General features: G+C 60.1%; 20 protein-coding genes. 19 read left to right on the forward strand and 1 reads right to left on the reverse strand.

What is annotated here, in order from left to right:
* The first annotated feature begins 22 nt into the window (after positions 1-22).
* From GIW04_RS17440 to GIW04_RS17525, 19 genes are read left to right on the forward strand one after another with little or no spacing between them, the layout of a single operon-like run.
* The gene (locus GIW04_RS17440) at positions 23-703 is read left to right on the forward strand and encodes a virion morphogenesis protein (RefSeq protein ID WP_038449124.1); all 681 of its coding nucleotides are present in this window, start codon (positions 23-25) and stop codon (positions 701-703) included.
* Between the two features lie 11 nt (positions 704-714).
* Positions 715-1,830, forward strand: a complete 1,116-nt coding sequence (locus GIW04_RS17445; protein WP_120247859.1) for a DUF2586 domain-containing protein — start codon at positions 715-717, stop codon at positions 1,828-1,830.
* A gap of 6 nt (positions 1,831-1,836) precedes the next feature.
* The gene (locus GIW04_RS17450) at positions 1,837-2,286 is read left to right on the forward strand and encodes a phage protein (RefSeq protein ID WP_120247860.1); all 450 of its coding nucleotides are present in this window, start codon (positions 1,837-1,839) and stop codon (positions 2,284-2,286) included.
* The gene (locus tag GIW04_RS17455; RefSeq protein ID WP_019817381.1) at positions 2,286-2,498 is read left to right on the forward strand and encodes a TraR/DksA C4-type zinc finger protein; all 213 of its coding nucleotides are present in this window, start codon (positions 2,286-2,288) and stop codon (positions 2,496-2,498) included. The genes GIW04_RS17450 and GIW04_RS17455 overlap by 1 nt, the downstream gene beginning before the upstream one ends.
* On the forward strand, positions 2,495-2,791 hold the full coding sequence (locus GIW04_RS17460) for a hypothetical protein (RefSeq protein ID WP_019817382.1): 297 nt from the start codon (positions 2,495-2,497) through the stop codon (positions 2,789-2,791). The genes GIW04_RS17455 and GIW04_RS17460 overlap by 4 nt, the downstream gene beginning before the upstream one ends.
* Complete coding sequence (locus tag GIW04_RS17465; RefSeq protein ID WP_120247861.1) at positions 2,788-3,321, forward strand: lysozyme; 534 nt, start codon at positions 2,788-2,790, stop codon at positions 3,319-3,321. Before GIW04_RS17460 ends, GIW04_RS17465 begins: the two co-directional genes overlap by 4 nt.
* Positions 3,321-3,773 carry a lysis system i-spanin subunit Rz gene (locus tag GIW04_RS17470; RefSeq protein ID WP_120247862.1) on the forward strand — a complete coding sequence of 151 codons (453 nt, stop codon included), beginning with the start codon at positions 3,321-3,323 and terminating at the stop codon, positions 3,771-3,773. The genes GIW04_RS17465 and GIW04_RS17470 overlap by 1 nt, the downstream gene beginning before the upstream one ends.
* A gap of 33 nt (positions 3,774-3,806) precedes the next feature.
* Positions 3,807-4,094, forward strand: coding sequence for a putative phage tail assembly chaperone (locus GIW04_RS17475; protein WP_038451166.1), 288 nt, complete (start codon positions 3,807-3,809; stop codon positions 4,092-4,094).
* Between the two features lie 20 nt (positions 4,095-4,114).
* Positions 4,115-4,258, forward strand: coding sequence for a DUF6890 family protein (locus GIW04_RS31525; RefSeq protein WP_032872601.1), 144 nt, complete (start codon positions 4,115-4,117; stop codon positions 4,256-4,258).
* Between the two features lie 6 nt (positions 4,259-4,264).
* The gene (locus GIW04_RS17480) at positions 4,265-6,493 is read left to right on the forward strand and encodes a phage tail tape measure protein (protein WP_120247863.1); all 2,229 of its coding nucleotides are present in this window, start codon (positions 4,265-4,267) and stop codon (positions 6,491-6,493) included.
* Positions 6,490-6,807, forward strand: a complete 318-nt coding sequence (locus GIW04_RS17485; protein ID WP_019817388.1) for a DUF2590 family protein — start codon at positions 6,490-6,492, stop codon at positions 6,805-6,807. The genes GIW04_RS17480 and GIW04_RS17485 overlap by 4 nt, the downstream gene beginning before the upstream one ends.
* On the forward strand, positions 6,804-7,976 hold the full coding sequence (locus GIW04_RS17490; RefSeq protein WP_120247864.1) for a baseplate J/gp47 family protein: 1,173 nt from the start codon (positions 6,804-6,806) through the stop codon (positions 7,974-7,976). The genes GIW04_RS17485 and GIW04_RS17490 overlap by 4 nt, the downstream gene beginning before the upstream one ends.
* A complete protein-coding gene (locus GIW04_RS17495) occupies positions 7,973-8,497 on the forward strand; it encodes a phage tail protein (protein ID WP_120247865.1) in 525 nt (174 codons plus the stop codon). Before GIW04_RS17490 ends, GIW04_RS17495 begins: the two co-directional genes overlap by 4 nt.
* A gap of 9 nt (positions 8,498-8,506) precedes the next feature.
* Positions 8,507-10,858, forward strand: coding sequence for a phage tail protein (locus GIW04_RS17500; protein WP_120247866.1), 2,352 nt, complete (start codon positions 8,507-8,509; stop codon positions 10,856-10,858).
* A gap of 10 nt (positions 10,859-10,868) precedes the next feature.
* On the forward strand, positions 10,869-11,447 hold the full coding sequence (locus GIW04_RS17505; protein WP_120247867.1) for a DUF4376 domain-containing protein: 579 nt from the start codon (positions 10,869-10,871) through the stop codon (positions 11,445-11,447).
* Complete coding sequence (locus GIW04_RS17510; protein ID WP_120247868.1) at positions 11,444-12,367, forward strand: hypothetical protein; 924 nt, start codon at positions 11,444-11,446, stop codon at positions 12,365-12,367. The genes GIW04_RS17505 and GIW04_RS17510 overlap by 4 nt, the downstream gene beginning before the upstream one ends.
* Entirely contained in the window at positions 12,364-12,915 is a 552-nt protein-coding gene (locus GIW04_RS17515) for a baseplate complex protein (protein ID WP_120247869.1), read from the forward strand. The genes GIW04_RS17510 and GIW04_RS17515 overlap by 4 nt, the downstream gene beginning before the upstream one ends.
* A complete protein-coding gene (locus GIW04_RS17520; protein ID WP_120247870.1) occupies positions 12,912-13,616 on the forward strand; it encodes a hypothetical protein in 705 nt (234 codons plus the stop codon). Before GIW04_RS17515 ends, GIW04_RS17520 begins: the two co-directional genes overlap by 4 nt.
* Positions 13,589-14,560 (forward strand): hypothetical protein, encoded by a 972-nt coding sequence (locus tag GIW04_RS17525; RefSeq protein ID WP_120247871.1) that lies wholly within the window; start codon positions 13,589-13,591, stop codon positions 14,558-14,560. Before GIW04_RS17520 ends, GIW04_RS17525 begins: the two co-directional genes overlap by 28 nt.
* A 26-nt stretch (positions 14,561-14,586) precedes the next feature.
* Here the strand turns inward: GIW04_RS17525 and GIW04_RS17530 are convergent, their stop codons facing one another.
* On the reverse strand, positions 14,587-15,435 hold the full coding sequence (locus GIW04_RS17530) for a DUF4435 domain-containing protein (RefSeq protein WP_120247872.1): 849 nt from the start codon (positions 15,433-15,435) through the stop codon (positions 14,587-14,589).
* Between the last annotated feature and the right edge of the window lie 155 nt (positions 15,436-15,590).

Consider the following 15,590-nt stretch of genomic DNA (forward strand, 5'->3'; position numbering starts at 1 on the left):
GAGCAAGGCGAGGTGGGCAGCGATGGCCGCTAATCCGCTCGCCCTCGATATCAGGGGCATGGTCAACGTCGACGCCCAGCTGGCGTTGCTTGAGCTGCCGCCCCAGTTGCGCCGGCGATTGCTGAACAACGTGACCAAGCGCGTGCGGACGATGAGCCGTAAGCGGGTACGCGAACAAAAGAACCTGGACGGCACGCCGTTCGCTGAGCGCAAGGGCTCGGCCAAGGGCAAAAAGAAGATGGAAGCCGGCCTGGCCAAACTGCTGCAGGTGACCCGCGTCAGCTCCGACGAAGCCGAACTGGGCTGGAAAAACGCCCTGACCCGCTGGGTCGCCGCGCAGCAGCACAACGGCGTCAGCGAGCGACGTACCGCCGCGCAGATGCGGCGCTGGAACAAAGTCCCCCCAGGCATCGCCTGCACCGACAAACAGGCCAAGCGTCTGCGCCGGTTGGGCTTTCGTGTCCGCCAGAAAGGCAAGAAGGCGCTGGCCAGGCCGTCCGTGGCCTGGATTCAAGAGCATGTGAACTACGCCAAGGCCGGCTTGCTGATCCGCATCTTGAACGACGAACGAACCGAGTCAACCGGCGCGCAGAGCTGGGATATCACCCTGCCAAAACGCCAGTTCCTCGGTGTGGAGAGCGGAAACGAAACCCGCGACCTGGTTAACCAGGTGTTCCAACAAATCCTTAATTCACCCCGCTAACGAGGCACACCATGGCACTTGGCAAGGTCAGCGTTAACAATCTCAATCTGGGCCAAGGCGCCGTGACTGAGATCGAGCGCTATTTTCTGTTCATCGGTCCTGGCCCGAAAAACATCGGCAAATTGATCGCCCTCAACACCGACAGCGACCTGGATTCGCAGCTGGGCGTACCGGCCAGCGACTTGAAAACCCAGGTCACTACTGCCCGCTTGAACGGCGGTGATCGCTGGGCCTGCCTGGCGGCGCCGATCAGCGCTGACGGTGACTGGAAAATCGCCCTGGAAACCGCACAGCAACAGGGCTTCTCCGTCGAAGGTGTGGTGATCACCAAGCCGGTGTCCAAGGGCGACGAACTGTCGGCCATGCATGACGCGGCTATTTCCCTCAACAACACCTACGGCCGGCGCGTGTTCGTCATGGCAGCGTCTGCCGGCATCGTCGCACCGCTGACCTGGTCGCAGTACCTGGTAGAGCAGAAGGCAATCACCGCCGACGTGGCCGCGCCGCGTGTGCTGGTGGTTCCACAGCTCCACGGCAATGACCTGGGCGTGTTGGCCGGTCGCCTGGCCAATGCCGCCGTCAGCATCGCTGACAGCCCCATGCGTGTGGCCAGCGGCCCCGTGCTGGGCCTGGGGCCAGTCCCGGTCGACGCCGAAGGCATCCCGCTGCCCTCCGCGATTCGTGCCGAGCTGGATAAGGCGCGCTTCTCGGTCGCCCAGACCTATCCCGACTATCCAGGCGTGTACTGGGGGGACGGCAATATGCTCGACACACCGGGCAGCGATTACCTGGTGATCGAATACCTGCGTCTGGCCGACAAGGCCGCTCGCCAGATCCGCCCCCTGTTGATCCGCCGCGTGGCCGATCGCCGCTTGAACAGCACCGCCAACAGCATGGCCGTGAACGTCAACGCGCTGATGGCACCACTGCGCAAGATGGCCAAGTCGACCAAGTTCGCCGGCCAGGTGTTCCCGGGCGAGATTCAAACGCCCAAAGACGGCGACATCGTACTGACCTGGACGAGCAAAACCGCCGTTGAGGTGTACATCAAGCTCAAGCCCCACAACTGCCCGAAAGACCTCACGGCGAACATCGCCCTGGACCTTTCCACCGACGATTCGGAGTAACCCCCCATGTCACGTATTGGCGGCAAGAACTTTGACGTGAACCTGGGCGATCTGCAGGTCCACGTCGAGAGCTGCACCCTGGATATCACCGACAACAGCAAGACCGCGCAAACCCGGGGCGTGCCTGATGGCTATGTCGACGGCGACGTGGCGGCAGCTGGCGAGATTGAGCTGGACTCTACCAACTTCTCCCTGGTTGTTGAGGCCGCACGTACTGCAGGCAGCTTTCGCAAGCTGGAAGCGTTCGACGTTGTGTTCTTCGCCAAGGCCGGCGACGACGAGCTGCGCATTGAAGCGTTCGGCTGCAAGTTGAAAGTGTCCAGCCTGCTGAGCATTGATCCCAAGGGCGGCGAGAAGACCAAGCACAAGGTGCCTTTTGAGGTCACCAGCCCGGACTTCATCCGTATCAACGGCGTGCCGTACCTGGATGCCACCGAGATCGAGGGCATTAGCTGATGGGCGATTGGCTTGACGACGCCAAGGCGATCGAGGAGCTGGAACGCGAGCGGTGTATCCAGGCTGTGCAGGCCCGGCCGCGCCCCTCGGGGCCGAGCCGTAGCCATTGCCGCGACTGTGACGAGCAGATCCCGGTCCAGCGCCAGGCCCTGGGCGGGATCACCCGTTGTACTCCGTGCGAGACCACTTTCGAGAAAGGACAGCGCCGATGACTGCCCGCGCCACGCCCAAAAACAACATGGAAAGCCGCTTTGCAGTGCTTGAGCACCGCGTCAGCGACCTGGAAGACCGTCATGAAACCGTGCCCACCCGCGTCACGCGGTTGGAAGGCGAGTTCGAACACATGGCGGTTCAGCTCTCGGATCTGAATGAGGGCCAGCGCGAACTGACCTCTACCGTGTCCGATATCGGTACCAAGGTGACGCGCATGTTGGCGGTACTGACCGTGCTGGGCGTGGTTGCGCAGATGGTCGGGCCGGCATTGCTTCGGGTGCTGTTCCCATGAGCCTGCGCGGCAAGATCGCCGCCGGCGCTATCGCGCTCTGCAGCTCCACGCTAGTGGTGTTCCTGGGAACCTGGGAAGGCAACGGCCAGAACACGGTTTACGCCGACAAGTTGGCCCGTGGCCTGCCCACCGTGTGCAAAGGCATCACCCGCCATACCAGCCCGTACCCCGTGGTCGTGGGTGACTACTGGTCGGACGCCCGGTGCAACGAGGTAGAGCAGCTGGTGATCAGCAAAGGCCAATTGCAGCTGGCCGACTGCATCACCAACCAGGACGTGGGCCAGAACACGTTCGACGCCCTGAGCAGCCATGGCCACAACTTCGGCAACCCCAGCACCTGCGCCAGTCGCGCCGTGGGCTTGATCAATGCCGGCCGCATCAAAGAGGGCTGTCACGCCCTGGCCTGGGCGCCTGATGGCAAAACCCCGGTGTGGGCCTTCGTCACCACTGCCCAGGGCAAAAAGTTGTTTATCCCTGGCCTGCACGCGCGCCGTCTGGCGGAAGTGGCTCTGTGTGAGGCGGGCCTGTGATGCGCGAAGGCACTTTCATCCTGGTGCTGTGCCTGGTGGCCTGGTTCAGCTTTGACCTGCTGGAAGGTCAGCGCGACACCGCCCGTAGCGAGCGTGACGCCGCGCTGTTCGAAGCCAGCGGCCTGCGCGAAGCGGCGCGTATCAGCGGCGAGATGCTGGCCGAGCGTGACGCGATCGATCTTCAACGCACTCAGGAACTGAACCATGAACGTGCTGAAAACGATTCTCTGCGGCTTGACGTTGATGCTGGCCTTAAGCGGTTGCGCCTCAACGCCACCTGCAGCGCCCCAGCCACCCCAGCGGCCAGCGCCGGCGGCGTGGCTGATGCAAACACCCCCGAACTCACAGCAGACGCTCGACAGGATTATTTCACCCTCAGAGATCAGCTTGCCCTCAGTCGGCAAATGATCCTGGGCCTGCAGGACCACGTGCGCCGGGTTTGCCTGCGCTGAACCTTACTTTTACCCCTAAACGGAGCAACACCGATGACCGATAGACGCGAAATCACCCTGGAGATCGGCGACCAGGAATTCACCTTTGAGCTGACCCCGCAGGACGTCACCAAATACTTCAACGCGGTGAACCAGAACAACAAGGTTTCGCCCGCCAACAATCTGCTGGTCACCACCGTCAAGCAAGAAGAACGCGCCCGCCTCAAGGGGATGCTGGGCAATCCGGTGTTGGTTATGCAACTCGCCGGCACGCTCCTCGAGGAGTACGGCCCTGATGTTGAAGTCACCGTAAAAAAGCCCTCGACCACGCCGAACGACTAACCGAAAACGGCCTTGGCCAACTGGTAGCCCTGGCCAGCCGCTGGCTACCTGGGGCCGAGCCCACCGCCGAGGTGATGGGCACGGCCAAATGGCTGGAGGACGAGCATTGGCGGCGGATGGAAATTGCCATCGCCAACGGTATCGCCCACGCACTCAACGGATAAACATTGATGACCGACCGTAGCGCCCGCCTGGCCTTCATTTTGAGCCTGACCGATAAGGTCACAGCCCCCATGGGCAAGGTGAAGACGAGCTTTTCTGACCTGGCCCAACAGGGCCAGAAGAACATCACCCAGATGGGCCTCGGCCTGGCTGGGATGGTGGGCGCCGGTGTGGCCATCACCCAGTCCCTGGAACCAGCTCTGGAGATGAACCGCGCCCTGGGCGAAGTCCGATCGTTGAGCGTGGCAGAAGATGCGTTGAATGCACTGAATCGCAAGTCCCTGGAATTCTCCGTCGCCTATGGGGAGAACGCCCGGGATTTTGTTGCCTCGGCTTATCACATCGAAGGCGCTATAAAAGGGTTGGTGGGCAATCAACTGGCGACGTTCACTAACGCCAGCGACGTGCTGGCCAAGGCCACCAAGGCCGACGCGGGCACCATGGGTACCTATGTCGGCACCATGTACAACCTGTTCAAGGGTCAGGCCGACGCCATGGGCAAAGGCCAGTGGGTGGAAACTCTGGCGGGCCAAACTGCCACCGCCGTGCAACTGTTCCGCACCAGTGGCGAGCAGATTGGAGAGGCATTCAAAAGCGCCGGTGGCCTGGCCAGTACCGCCGGTGTGAGCCTGGCCGAACAAATGGCGGTGCTTGGTACGTTGGGCAGCACCATGGACGGCGGGGAGGCCGGTGGCCTCTATAAGTCGTTTTTTGAAAACGTCAGCGGCGCATCGGAAAAGCTCGGCATGTCCTTTGTCGACCAGCAGGGCAAGTTGCTGCCGATGATGAACATCCTGGACAAGCTCAAAGGCAAGTTCGGGGATCTGTCGATCGAGGCCAACGGCAAGCAGCTGCGGGACGCCTTTGGCGGTGAGGCGGCACGCCTGATCACCAACCTGATGGGTGACACCAGCCGCCTGAAAAACGGCATGGAACAGCTGGGCAATGTACGCGGGCTGGAAAACGCCGAACGCATGGCCAAGGCCATGGTGGACCCGTGGCAACAATTCGGCGCCGCGGTGCAGGCTTTGCGTATTGCTTTCGGCCAGTCGTTAATCCCAATCCTGGCGCCGCTGATGGACCGCCTGGTGGGCATTGCCAGCACGCTGACCCGTTGGACCCAGCTGTTTCCCAACATTACCCGCGTGATCGGCATCGCCACGTTGGTGGTGTTCGGCATCATCGCGGCCATGTCCTTGCTCACCTTGACCGTGGGCATGTCGAAGATGGTCTGGCTGGGCCTGGTCACGGTGTGGAAAGTGCTGACTATGGCCGGCCTGCGCAGTATCGCCATGTTCCTGTACCACACCGTAATGGTGATCGGCTTCGTGGCCGGCCTGGTGCTGATGGTCGCCTGGATGGGCCTAGTTAAGGGCGCGATGCTGCTATGGCAGGGCGCTATCTGGCTGGTCAACACCGCGTTGCTGGCCAACCCGGTGACCTGGATCGTGATCGGCATCGTTGCCCTGGTCGCGGCCGTGGCGGCGGCGATCATTTACTGGGACCAGTGGACCAGCGCGCTACTCAACAGCGAGGCATTCAAATGGGTCAGCGGCCAACTGACCGCCTTGTCGGAGTGGTTCGACTCGATGGGCGGCTGGTCGAGCATGGCCAGCGCCGCCTGGGATGGCATCGTCAACATCTTTAAACAGGCCATCAACGGCTTGATCGAGATGTTGAACAAGATCCCCGGCGTGAACATTGAAGCCGCGTTCGGTGACATGCCGGCGGCGCCTGAGCTGCCAGGTATCAGCGCACCCACCGTTGAGGCGCCATTGCTGCCGCAACTGGTGAGCGCACCCCAGCAGCCGATCAAGGCGCCGCTGATGATGGCCAACACACCGAAAATGCCGGCGTCAGCCATGCCGACCCTTAACGCCCTACAGCCCCAGGCTCAAGCGCCGGCCCTGGTACTAGCCCCGGTACCGAAAACCCCGGCGCCGATCGCGCAGCAACTCGCCGCCCTGGAGCCACCACGTCAACCGCCGGCCCTGGTGTTGGCCTCGGCCCCTACAGAGAAGGCAGAACAGAGCCAACAGCGCATCAACGGCGCCGTGGCCAGCCTGTCACCGAAACGGCCCGATGCCGTGCCCCGAGACGGCTTGCTGGCGAGCATCCAGAACAACAACCAAACCCAGAACAAGGGCACCCACGTGGAGAACGTGAACATTCACACCGGTAAGCAAATGAACCCGCTGGAACTGGAAGGCATGTTGGCCATGGCGGTGGGTGGATGAGCGAGTACATCGACCTGTTGATCATCGACAACGACCTGTCGCTGGACCCATCCCGTCAGCCTTTGCTGATCGAGGACCGGGCCAGCATCGCCCAGGACATCGCGCACATGATCCGCGAGAGCGGCTTGCTGGTCACCCTGGTGGCCGAGCGCAGCAAGTTGCGTCAGCGCGACTGCATCCAGCAACTGGAACTGCTGGTGGAGGCCGACGCACGCCTGGTACCGGGCACCGCTTTGATTAACCAGGTGCAGCCCGGGCAGTACCTGGTCACGGCCAAAACCCTGAAATTCGGTGACATCGAGGTGACCCTGTGAGCGACATCGATTTTAAACAGGCGCTCGCAGACGCTGGCATTCCGATCACCGAAGAAGGGCTACGCCAAGCCTGGGAAAAGGAAGTCGCTGCCCAGGGCAGTAAGATGAGCAACACCAGTGCCTATTCGCCGTTCTGGCGCGTGATTACGGCGCTGGTGACTAAGCCGGTTATGTGGCTGATCAGCTTTATCAGTGACACCGTGCTGCCCAACTTTTTTGTCAAAACCGCCCGCGCCAAGTGGCTGGACATGCTGGCCTGGGCGGTCAACGTCGAGCGCAAGGGCGCGACTAAGGCCAAGGGCGTGTTGCTGTTTACCCGTGACGTCGCCGGCGGTGCGTTGGAGCTGCCCGCCGGCATCCTGGTGCAGTCGGCGGCTATCAACGGCCATATTTACCAACTGGTGACCACCCAGGCCGCGACCTTTGCTGACGGGTTGGTGCAGCTTGAAGTCCCCGTGGAAGCGCAGGACGTGGGCAGCGGCTACAACCTGGCCCCGGGTTATTACGCGATTCTGCCGGTACCCATTGCCGGCATTGTCCAGGTGGTGAACGCCGATGGCTGGCTGATTGCACCAGGTGCAGATCCTGAGCCGGACGATCAGCTGCGTTTGCGCGTGCGTAACCAGTTTTCGGCGGTCAATCAGTGGCACACCGACGCGGTCTATCGGGCGATGATTTCAGCCTTCCCGGGCGTGCGGCCGGATGGCGTGTACTTTCTGCACGGCGCGCCCCGGGGCCCAGGCAGTGCCAATGCCTACGTGCTGTTTGAAGCGGACGTGCCGGCGGCGACCTACCTGGAGCAAATCAACGCGCACATCCGCGACCAGGGCAACCATGGCCACGGCGACGATCTGCTGGTGATGGTCATGCCAGAGACCCAGCACGCGCTGCGCCTGACTCTGTGGCCACGTGCTCTATTGGGCGCCGAACAGCGCACCAAGCTGCAGGCCGACGTCGATCAGTTCATCCGCGCCGCCTTCCGCGAGAGCGGCACCGGTGACTATCAGCCGACGCTGACCTATCCGCAGTCGCGGTTCTCGTTCAGCCGCCTGGGCGAAGAGCTTCACCAGCAGTTCGCCGGCATTGAGTCGCTGCACTTTGATAACGCGGACATCGTGTCGGAACTGAGCATCCCGCGGATTCAATCGCTGCAGGTGGTGTTCGCATGATCAAGCTGAATTTGCCGTTCTGGCTGGATGGCCCGCAGCTGACCAAACTCAAAGCCGCCAGCCAATCCTGGTGGGAAAAGGTCGAGGGTTGGTTGCAATGGCCCTTGCTGCAGATGGATGCGGACACCTGCCACCTGACTGTCCTCGATCTGCTGGCCTGGCAGCGCGATATCAGCCGCTTCAAGGACGAGCCCGAAAGCCTGTACCGCTTGCGGGTCAAGTTCGCCTTCATCAACGCCGTCGACGCCGGCAGCACCGCCGGGCTTAAACGCATCTTGCAGCGCCTGGGCGTGGGCTATGTCGAGATTGACGAACGTATGCCCGATCGGGACTGGGACGTGGTGCTGTTGCGCCTCTCCGACTCGCAGCTGTCGCAAAACCCCGAGCTGATGCGGGTTTTGATCCAGCAGTACGGCCGCACCTGCCGGCGTTATGACTTCGTGACCATCACCCCCGTATCGCTGCGCATTGTCGCGGTGGACTTCAACGACGACCAGCAAACGCTGGTTGCCAGCCTGTAGGAGCCTCCCGTGGGAGCCAGTATTACCCTTGCAGGTGAAAGCCTGATCGCGCAAAAACAAGGCGCACAACAACCCCTGATTGTTTACCGCTTCGTGCTGGCCAACGTGCCCGGGCTGGATCCTAACGGCCCGGTCGACCGGGCGGCGCCGAAGCCAGCCGCGCACCTGGTGGCGACCTATGACGTCACCCAAAAAGGTTTCGTGAACCCCAACCAGATCGTTTACAGCCTGATGATGGGCAGCGATATCGGGGACTTTGACTGGAACTGGATCGGCCTGGAGAGCGCCGAAAACGTGCTGCTGGCCGTGGCCTACGTGCCGCTGCAGCAGAAGCGCAAGAACATTCCCCCGCAGCAGCTGGGCAATAACGTGACGCGCAATTTCCTGGTGGTGTTCGACGGCGCCCAGGCGCTGACCGGGATCACCATCGACGCCAAGACCTGGCAGCACGACTTCACTGTGCGCCTGCACGGCATCGACGAGCGCGAGCGCTTGAGCAACCGCGATACCTTCGGACGGACCTGTTTTTTCAGCGAAGGGCTGAAACTGGCCAAAGTCGGCAACGGTTACCAGCTGCAGCCGGGTACCGCCTATGTCGAAGGCGTGCGAGTGTTGTTGACTGCAGCAGTCGCTGTCGCGCCGCCGGCGTTTCCCGCCAAAGCCTGGCTGGATGTGAGTCTGGAGCGCCAGTTAAGTGATGTGGTGGCCCGCTGGGAGGTGCGTTTCGGCGCCGCCCTGGCTGACTTCACCGACAGTGCCGGCGTGCGCCATTTCTGCGTGCCGCTGGCGGATCTGCCTGACTCCAACGCCGTGATCGATCTGCGCCAGGCTGAGCCGATCAGTGATTCCCTGGTGAAGCATTTCGCGGGGAAAAAGTGGGTCGAAGATGAGCTGAAAAAGAAGGCCGACAAGGGCATTACCCTTGGCAGCTACGGCATCACCGACGCCATCCCTAACCTGAATATATTGCCGGGTTACAACCTGGATGTGCACGCGGGCCAATACGGTTTTCTGTCCGCCACGGATGAAACTCACCTGTGCCAGAACTGCTACTGGAACGGCTCCAGTTGGTTGCGTCATGACGTCACTAAACCCGCTGTGGCGCTAATTGCCGGGGGCGGTAGTGTGCGTATCCAGCGCGTGCGCGCAGGCGCTAATCCAATCGTTTGGGAGCGCGGCGACTATGTGAGGGATAGCGGTGACACCTACAGTTCGTCGGACGTTGACCAACTGATCAAGACGATCAATACGGCTATCAGCAAGAAGGCAGATAAAGGAAAGACGCTGGAGGACTACGGCATCCATAACGCCATCCCCAACCTGAACCCACTGCCCAATGGCAGCTTTGATATTCACGGTGGCTCCTACGCATTTCTCACTTCGATCAGTGAATCTAACCTCAGTCAAAACTGTTATTTCAACGGTTCGCAGTGGGTGCGCCATGACGAGTCAATGCCGTCTGCCACAGTGCTTGTTAATTCAGGCGGCGCCTACGTGCGCAAGGCGCTACCAGGACCGAATCCGATTCAGTGGTCCTATAACGCTCAACTGATGGACAGCGGCAATACCTATGATGTGAAGGCGGTCGACCGCTTCTTACTGGGGGTAAATCAGTCACTGGCGCTGCACGATAAGTCCATTTCGCAGATCAATTCTGACCTCAGCAAGAAGGCGGACAAAGGTAAATCCCTCGCTGAGTATGGGATCAACAATGCTATTGAGAACATCAACCCGCTGCCCGAGGCGAGCCTGGATCTGCACGGTGGATCGTATTCCTTCGTAACGGCTGAACGGGAATCCCACCTCGCGCAGAACTGCTACTGGAACGGCTCAAGTTGGTTGCGTCATGACGTCACTAAACCCGCTGTAGCGTTGATTGCTGGTGCTGGTGGGTTGCGGGTTCAGCGAGTTGCCCCAGGACCTAATCCTATTGTCTTCACGGGTTCGTCGGAGGTGATCGACTCCAGTAAAAAAGCCGCACCTGGTGCAGCGGGTATTGCGCCGATTGCCACCTTAGACCAGGTAGTTGCGGGAGCAGACGAAACCAGCATCGTGACGCCTCGGACCTTGCGCTGGGGGTTTTCCGTCAACCTCGCGGCCAATGGCTACCTTGCGTTCCCGCGCTGGATGGGCGGGCTGATCATCCAATGGGGCAATGCCTACATTTCTGCCAACAACACCCAATTCCTGTTCCCCATTGGGTTCCCCAATGCGTGCTTTGTGCTGAACCTGGGCACCGGCGAGGACACCACCGGTGTGGCCGAGGTGATGAACATTAAATCCGGCTCCTTGAGTCAGAGCGGTTTCATCGGTTTAGCCACTGCCACCTCGACCTATCCCTACATTGCGATTGGGTATTAAGGAGCTTTTCATGAGCAAATACTTTTACAGCCCGTCGCTGCACACCTTCTTGGTCGAGGGCATACACCCGAAACGACCAGGCGATTGTGTGGTGGTCAGCTATCAGGACTATTCCTATCTGCTGGCCAAGCAGTCCCAGGGTTATCAGATCGTATTCGACGCAGAGGCTAAACAGCCCGTGGCGCGACTGGCCCCCGGCACCAGTAAGCCGGAGCAATTGAAAGCCCTCTATCTGCAGAAGAGCGGCGAGATCAATGCAGCGTGTGAGGCCGCGATCATTGGCGGCTTTTGGTCGGCCGCGCTCGGCTCACCGCATCAGTACCCCAGCAAGCTGGACGATCAGTTGAACCTCACCGGCGTGATCCTGCAGGGTTTTGATAGCCCATATGGCTGCAGAGACGCGGACGGTGTGAAAGAACTACGACCGCACACCGCCAAGCAATTGCGCCAGGTTAGCGAAGACTTCACCACCTACAAGATGGAGCTACTGCAGCGGGCCAACCAGTTGAAGCAGTTGCTGGACCAGGCGCTGGCAGACGGCGACTTAAACGCGCTTGAGGTAGTGACTTGGGAGAGCCTGCAGTCATGACCTGGGCACCGGTGACGATGCGCTGGCCAGACCAAGCCACCCAATGGATGGGCCAATTGTCAGCGGCCAAGGATCTGGCCAGCACTGAGCAGGCCAGTACAGCCAGACGCTTGGCGGATCTGGACGGCAAGGCCAGCACCAACCCAGGGCCGGTGGGTGATGCCGCCCAGGGCGCGATCGTTGCCGGCCGTGGGGCATTGGCTGATCAGATGGGCGAGGCCCCGGCGTGCCTGGTGGTGACGCCGTTTCAAAGTGGTATCGGCCAGGGCCGTGGCTACCAGCGTTTCCTGTCGGCACCGAACCTGCTGCAGCAGCTGGCCGGCAAACTGGTGGACGTGAGCGACACCGGTCGGCCGGATGGCCCCCAGTTCGCCCTGTGCCTGATGTTCCTGGCCACACGCTTTGATCAACTGGCCGAGAGCCTGGCCCGCTTCAATGCGCTATTACCCATACCTGACCTGGTGCGAGCCGAACGCCGCGCACGGCACCTGTCGAAGCTGGAGACGGAAAAGTGGGAGATCCCCGCCGCCGGCACTCTGCCGCGTTGGCAGTCGTTGCCCCTGGAGCGCTGCACCGTGGTCAAGGCCGCGCAGCAATCCATGTCTGGCCAGCTCGCTGTCCTGGAGAGCTACGCGGCCGACAGCTCGCCCATGGCCGACCTAGCCGCGCTGGCCAACCGCAAGGCCGCTCAACAGCAGGGGCGGGATCAGCAACTGGCCGACCTTAAAGCCTCGCTCGCCGGCGGCAACCCTGACAGCAGTATGCGTGCACGCCTCATCGGCCCAGGCAACGCAACCGAGCTGCGCCAGGCGCTGCTGGCCGGTGACGCCCCGGGGCATGAATGGGTGCTGTGTGCCGGCGCGCTTTTGGTGGGATCGGAAAAAGGTCTGAGCTTTGTTCGTGAGTTGGTGGGCCTATGACGCTGCTACTGGATGGGCAAGAGGTGCGCGGGAAAAATCTCAAGGTCACCGGCAATCTGCGCATTGAGAGCGACGACCTTTCAGGCCAGACCAGCAACACCGACAAGGGCCACAAGGGCTTCAAGCCCAAGACCCTGACGGTCAGTCTGATGATTCCTTTTGTTGACCAGGTGCAACTGCGCGACCTGATGCGCCTGGTGGAAGCGACCGAAGGCGGTGGCCAGCTCAAGACCTACCGCATCGTCAACGACACCGCCGCCGCGTTTGGTATGCGCCAGGTGACGTTCACCGAAAGCGTTAGCGCCCGGGAAGACGACAACCTGCGCGGCTGGCTGATCCAGTTCACCCTGACTGAAAAGCTGTCGAACCCTGAGAAAGTCGAAGGCCGGCGATCGGGCAACGCGGTCACCGCGCAGTCCGGCCCAGGCGGGGCAGTGGGTGGCAGCAGCGGCCCCGGCGGCGACTCCAGCAGCGGGCCGGAGGAACTGACCGGCTTTGAAGCCACGCTGAAAAAAGTGGACGGCTGGCTGGGCGGGGCTAACACATGAAGCTGCACAAGGAGCTGGCCATCAATGGCGTGCCCTACGTCCTGGTCAAAAACGAAGTCCGGCTGGATGCAAAAAGCCCCGGCCGGGCGACGTTCACCATTCAAGCCCCGGCGCCGGTCAAAGGCCTGGTTACGCTTGATATTGGCTACAACGGCAACACGCTGCAGCGACACTTTATTGGCTACGTCGAACGCTCCACCACGGCCAGCAGCACCCAGCAGGTGCTGTTCTGCCGCGAGCTGGCCGCGATCCTGGCCAACCCGTTGCCGCTGAACCTGCGTCACGTCGACCTGCGCGCCGTCCTGGTTGAGATCAGCCAGCACACCGGCCTACGCTTTCGCGTCCCGGATCGACCCTACGCCGGCGTCAAGGCGCCGTTTTTCTACAGCCTGGCCGCTGGTTACCAAGCCATGGACAGCCTGGCCCGGGTTTTCAATATCCCCGACTTCGTCTGGCAGCAGCAGGGCGACGGGGAAGTATTCGTGGGCAGTTGGGCCGACAGCTTCTTTGGCGTTCGTTCGCCGCTGCAACTGCCGGTGGAACTGTTCGACGACTACCAGGGCAATCAAAGCGCAATGATTGCAGCCCTTCCCGGGTTGCGACCAGGTGCAACAATCAACCACGGCGAGCGCATCACCAGTGTGGCGCTCATCGACAACCAGATGGCCATCCGATGGACGACGCAATCCGCCGCAGCGTAGAACGACAATTTCCCGAACTCACCGGCGGTTATCACCTGCCACGCTTCGCCCGGGTCGTCGCCGTGGCAGACGCCCCGGCCGGCGCCGGCATCTGTGACGACTTCCGGCCGCGCTATGCGGTCGACATCGAGGTCTTGGGGCCGGATGGTGAACCAGATCCCAAGCTGCCGATCCTGGCGGGCGTGCCGTTGCCACTGCCCACCGGTGGCGAGGAAATGGGCATCTATGCGTTTCCAGAGGAAGGCACCCAGGTGGTGGTGTGCTTTGCCTATGGCCTGCCTCACAAGCCCTATATCCAAACCATCCTGCCTCACGGGCTGAGTATGCCCAGCGTGCCAAAGGGTGACCAGGTGTGGCAGCACAGTGAAGCCTGCCAACAACGTGTGGACGCGGACGGCAACTGGCTGCGCCAGACTGACGGCAAGATCCACGATAAGGCGATCGAGCGGGAAGTCGAGGCGATGGGGAACACTGAGACGTTCCAGAATCACACCAGGACGGTGGATGACCATTCAACTGAGTCAGTGGGTGGGATCAAGACGATCGAGGCGCTGGGTGCGCTCAAGCTGTTGTCGGGCGGATCTGCCAGCCTGGCGGCGGTAGATGATCTGCACCAGGCGACTGGGCGGGACTTGAACTTGGTGGTGGGGCAAAAGCATAACGCCACGGTGGGTGGCGATATGGAAGAAAGGATTGAGGGGCTGCGCAAGAGTATGGCGGTTGTCAGTCAACGTCTTATCGCACCTAAAACCTGGCTTGGTTCAGATGGGGTGAATGTCCTACAGGTGCTTTGCGATTTACTCGATCTAGTACATAAAATAAATGTCCAACTAGCAAGTCATACTCACGAGTTTACGCCCCCTCCGTCAAATGCGGCGGACTTTCTTAATGTCGCCGCATCTGTCTTTTCGCTTGGGGAAAAAATGAGGGGAGTTACCTCATGAAGTTACTGATGATTTTTCCGCTGTGCTTATTGTGTTTGGAACGTGTACGGTGTTGGGATGCCGCGTGCCGCATGCCAAGAGTTTACTTCAGTATATATTTTGGATCTGGAAAATTCAGCGTCACTTAAAGATTGCCTTAGAACCGGCTCGATAGTATTGGCGCCAATTGTACGACCATCTCCAAATATAGACTTCAATCCGCCACACAGAATATCAATGGCATCATGTCCACGGACGTAATACCAATCATCTACGTTCGGGAGTTTTTGCATCTCAGTTGTTAGCCAATCTACGGAGTCGCACACTCCCAATTGAACTGCTCTTGCTAAGGCTTGATCACGATCGTAGCTCCAATCGTCGCGGAAAAAAATCTGTGGTTTGAATTTTTTAAGACATACTTTTCTATTTAAGTTGTTAACTGCCCTAATTTTTCCAAAAAATATAGCTTTCTCTACAATTGCATCGATGATTCGAGTTCCGTTTGCCTCGAAGCTTTCAACTGATGAGGGGCGCCCATACTCAGCAAGTACGCACGCTATGCTGTTGGCTCTAAGCATAATTCCTTCAAGATCCCGTGGCTCGGTCGAAATAACATTATCTGGTAATTGATACTCAGTTAACCAGTCATAATCATTATCTACAATGCCCATTATATTTGCGGCGGAAAATCGAGGGTCATTATTAAAAAGATCCATAGCTCGGATCAGTTTATATTTTCCTGTAGTATCAATTAGTGAGAGTCCGTTCTTTATGCGAGATTTGAAAAACTTCACATCTGTTACACCTTCGAGCAACCAAAACACGGTTTCAGGATCTGCAGACAGAGTCATCAGAACTTCAGCAATGATGTCTCCAGGTTCTCTTTCAGTAATCATCTTGATCACCGATTTCGTCCAGAGACTCGGCGGACTCAAGTTCCAAGTGCAACAGTCAGTTGACCGTATTCAAGTTATTGGTCGCCAGGAGCTGCAGGTGCTCGGTCAGCACCTCTATGGGGAATTTCCAGCCCAGGGTTTGGCGCGGCCGCGTG

The sequence above is a fragment of the Pseudomonas sp. PA-4-8C genome, assembly GCF_021606625.1.
Classification (GTDB): Bacteria; Pseudomonadota; Gammaproteobacteria; order Pseudomonadales; family Pseudomonadaceae; genus Aquipseudomonas; species Aquipseudomonas lactis.

What these genes read in the sequence shown, in the direction of transcription:
- GIW04_RS17440 (WP_038449124.1), top strand. Translation starts at nt 23, where the DNA reads ATGGCCGCTAATCCGCTCGCCCTCGATATCAGGGGCATGGTCAACGTC.
- GIW04_RS17445 (WP_120247859.1), top strand. Translation starts at nt 715, where the DNA reads ATGGCACTTGGCAAGGTCAGCGTTAACAATCTCAATCTGGGCCAAGGC.
- GIW04_RS17450 (WP_120247860.1), top strand. Translation starts at nt 1,837, where the DNA reads ATGTCACGTATTGGCGGCAAGAACTTTGACGTGAACCTGGGCGATCTG.
- GIW04_RS17455 (WP_019817381.1), top strand. Translation starts at nt 2,286, where the DNA reads ATGGGCGATTGGCTTGACGACGCCAAGGCGATCGAGGAGCTGGAACGC.
- GIW04_RS17460 (WP_019817382.1), top strand. Translation starts at nt 2,495, where the DNA reads ATGACTGCCCGCGCCACGCCCAAAAACAACATGGAAAGCCGCTTTGCA.
- GIW04_RS17465 (WP_120247861.1), top strand. Translation starts at nt 2,788, where the DNA reads ATGAGCCTGCGCGGCAAGATCGCCGCCGGCGCTATCGCGCTCTGCAGC.
- GIW04_RS17470 (WP_120247862.1), top strand. Translation starts at nt 3,321, where the DNA reads ATGCGCGAAGGCACTTTCATCCTGGTGCTGTGCCTGGTGGCCTGGTTC.
- GIW04_RS17475 (WP_038451166.1), top strand. Translation starts at nt 3,807, where the DNA reads ATGACCGATAGACGCGAAATCACCCTGGAGATCGGCGACCAGGAATTC.
- GIW04_RS17480 (WP_120247863.1), top strand. Translation starts at nt 4,265, where the DNA reads ATGACCGACCGTAGCGCCCGCCTGGCCTTCATTTTGAGCCTGACCGAT.
- GIW04_RS17485 (WP_019817388.1), top strand. Translation starts at nt 6,490, where the DNA reads ATGAGCGAGTACATCGACCTGTTGATCATCGACAACGACCTGTCGCTG.
- GIW04_RS17495 (WP_120247865.1), top strand. Translation starts at nt 7,973, where the DNA reads ATGATCAAGCTGAATTTGCCGTTCTGGCTGGATGGCCCGCAGCTGACC.
- GIW04_RS17505 (WP_120247867.1), top strand. Translation starts at nt 10,869, where the DNA reads ATGAGCAAATACTTTTACAGCCCGTCGCTGCACACCTTCTTGGTCGAG.
- GIW04_RS17510 (WP_120247868.1), top strand. Translation starts at nt 11,444, where the DNA reads ATGACCTGGGCACCGGTGACGATGCGCTGGCCAGACCAAGCCACCCAA.
- GIW04_RS17515 (WP_120247869.1), top strand. Translation starts at nt 12,364, where the DNA reads ATGACGCTGCTACTGGATGGGCAAGAGGTGCGCGGGAAAAATCTCAAG.
- GIW04_RS17520 (WP_120247870.1), top strand. Translation starts at nt 12,912, where the DNA reads ATGAAGCTGCACAAGGAGCTGGCCATCAATGGCGTGCCCTACGTCCTG.
- GIW04_RS17525 (WP_120247871.1), top strand. Translation starts at nt 13,589, where the DNA reads ATGGACGACGCAATCCGCCGCAGCGTAGAACGACAATTTCCCGAACTC.
- GIW04_RS17530 (WP_120247872.1), bottom strand. Translation starts at nt 15,435, where the DNA reads ATGATTACTGAAAGAGAACCTGGAGACATCATTGCTGAAGTTCTGATG.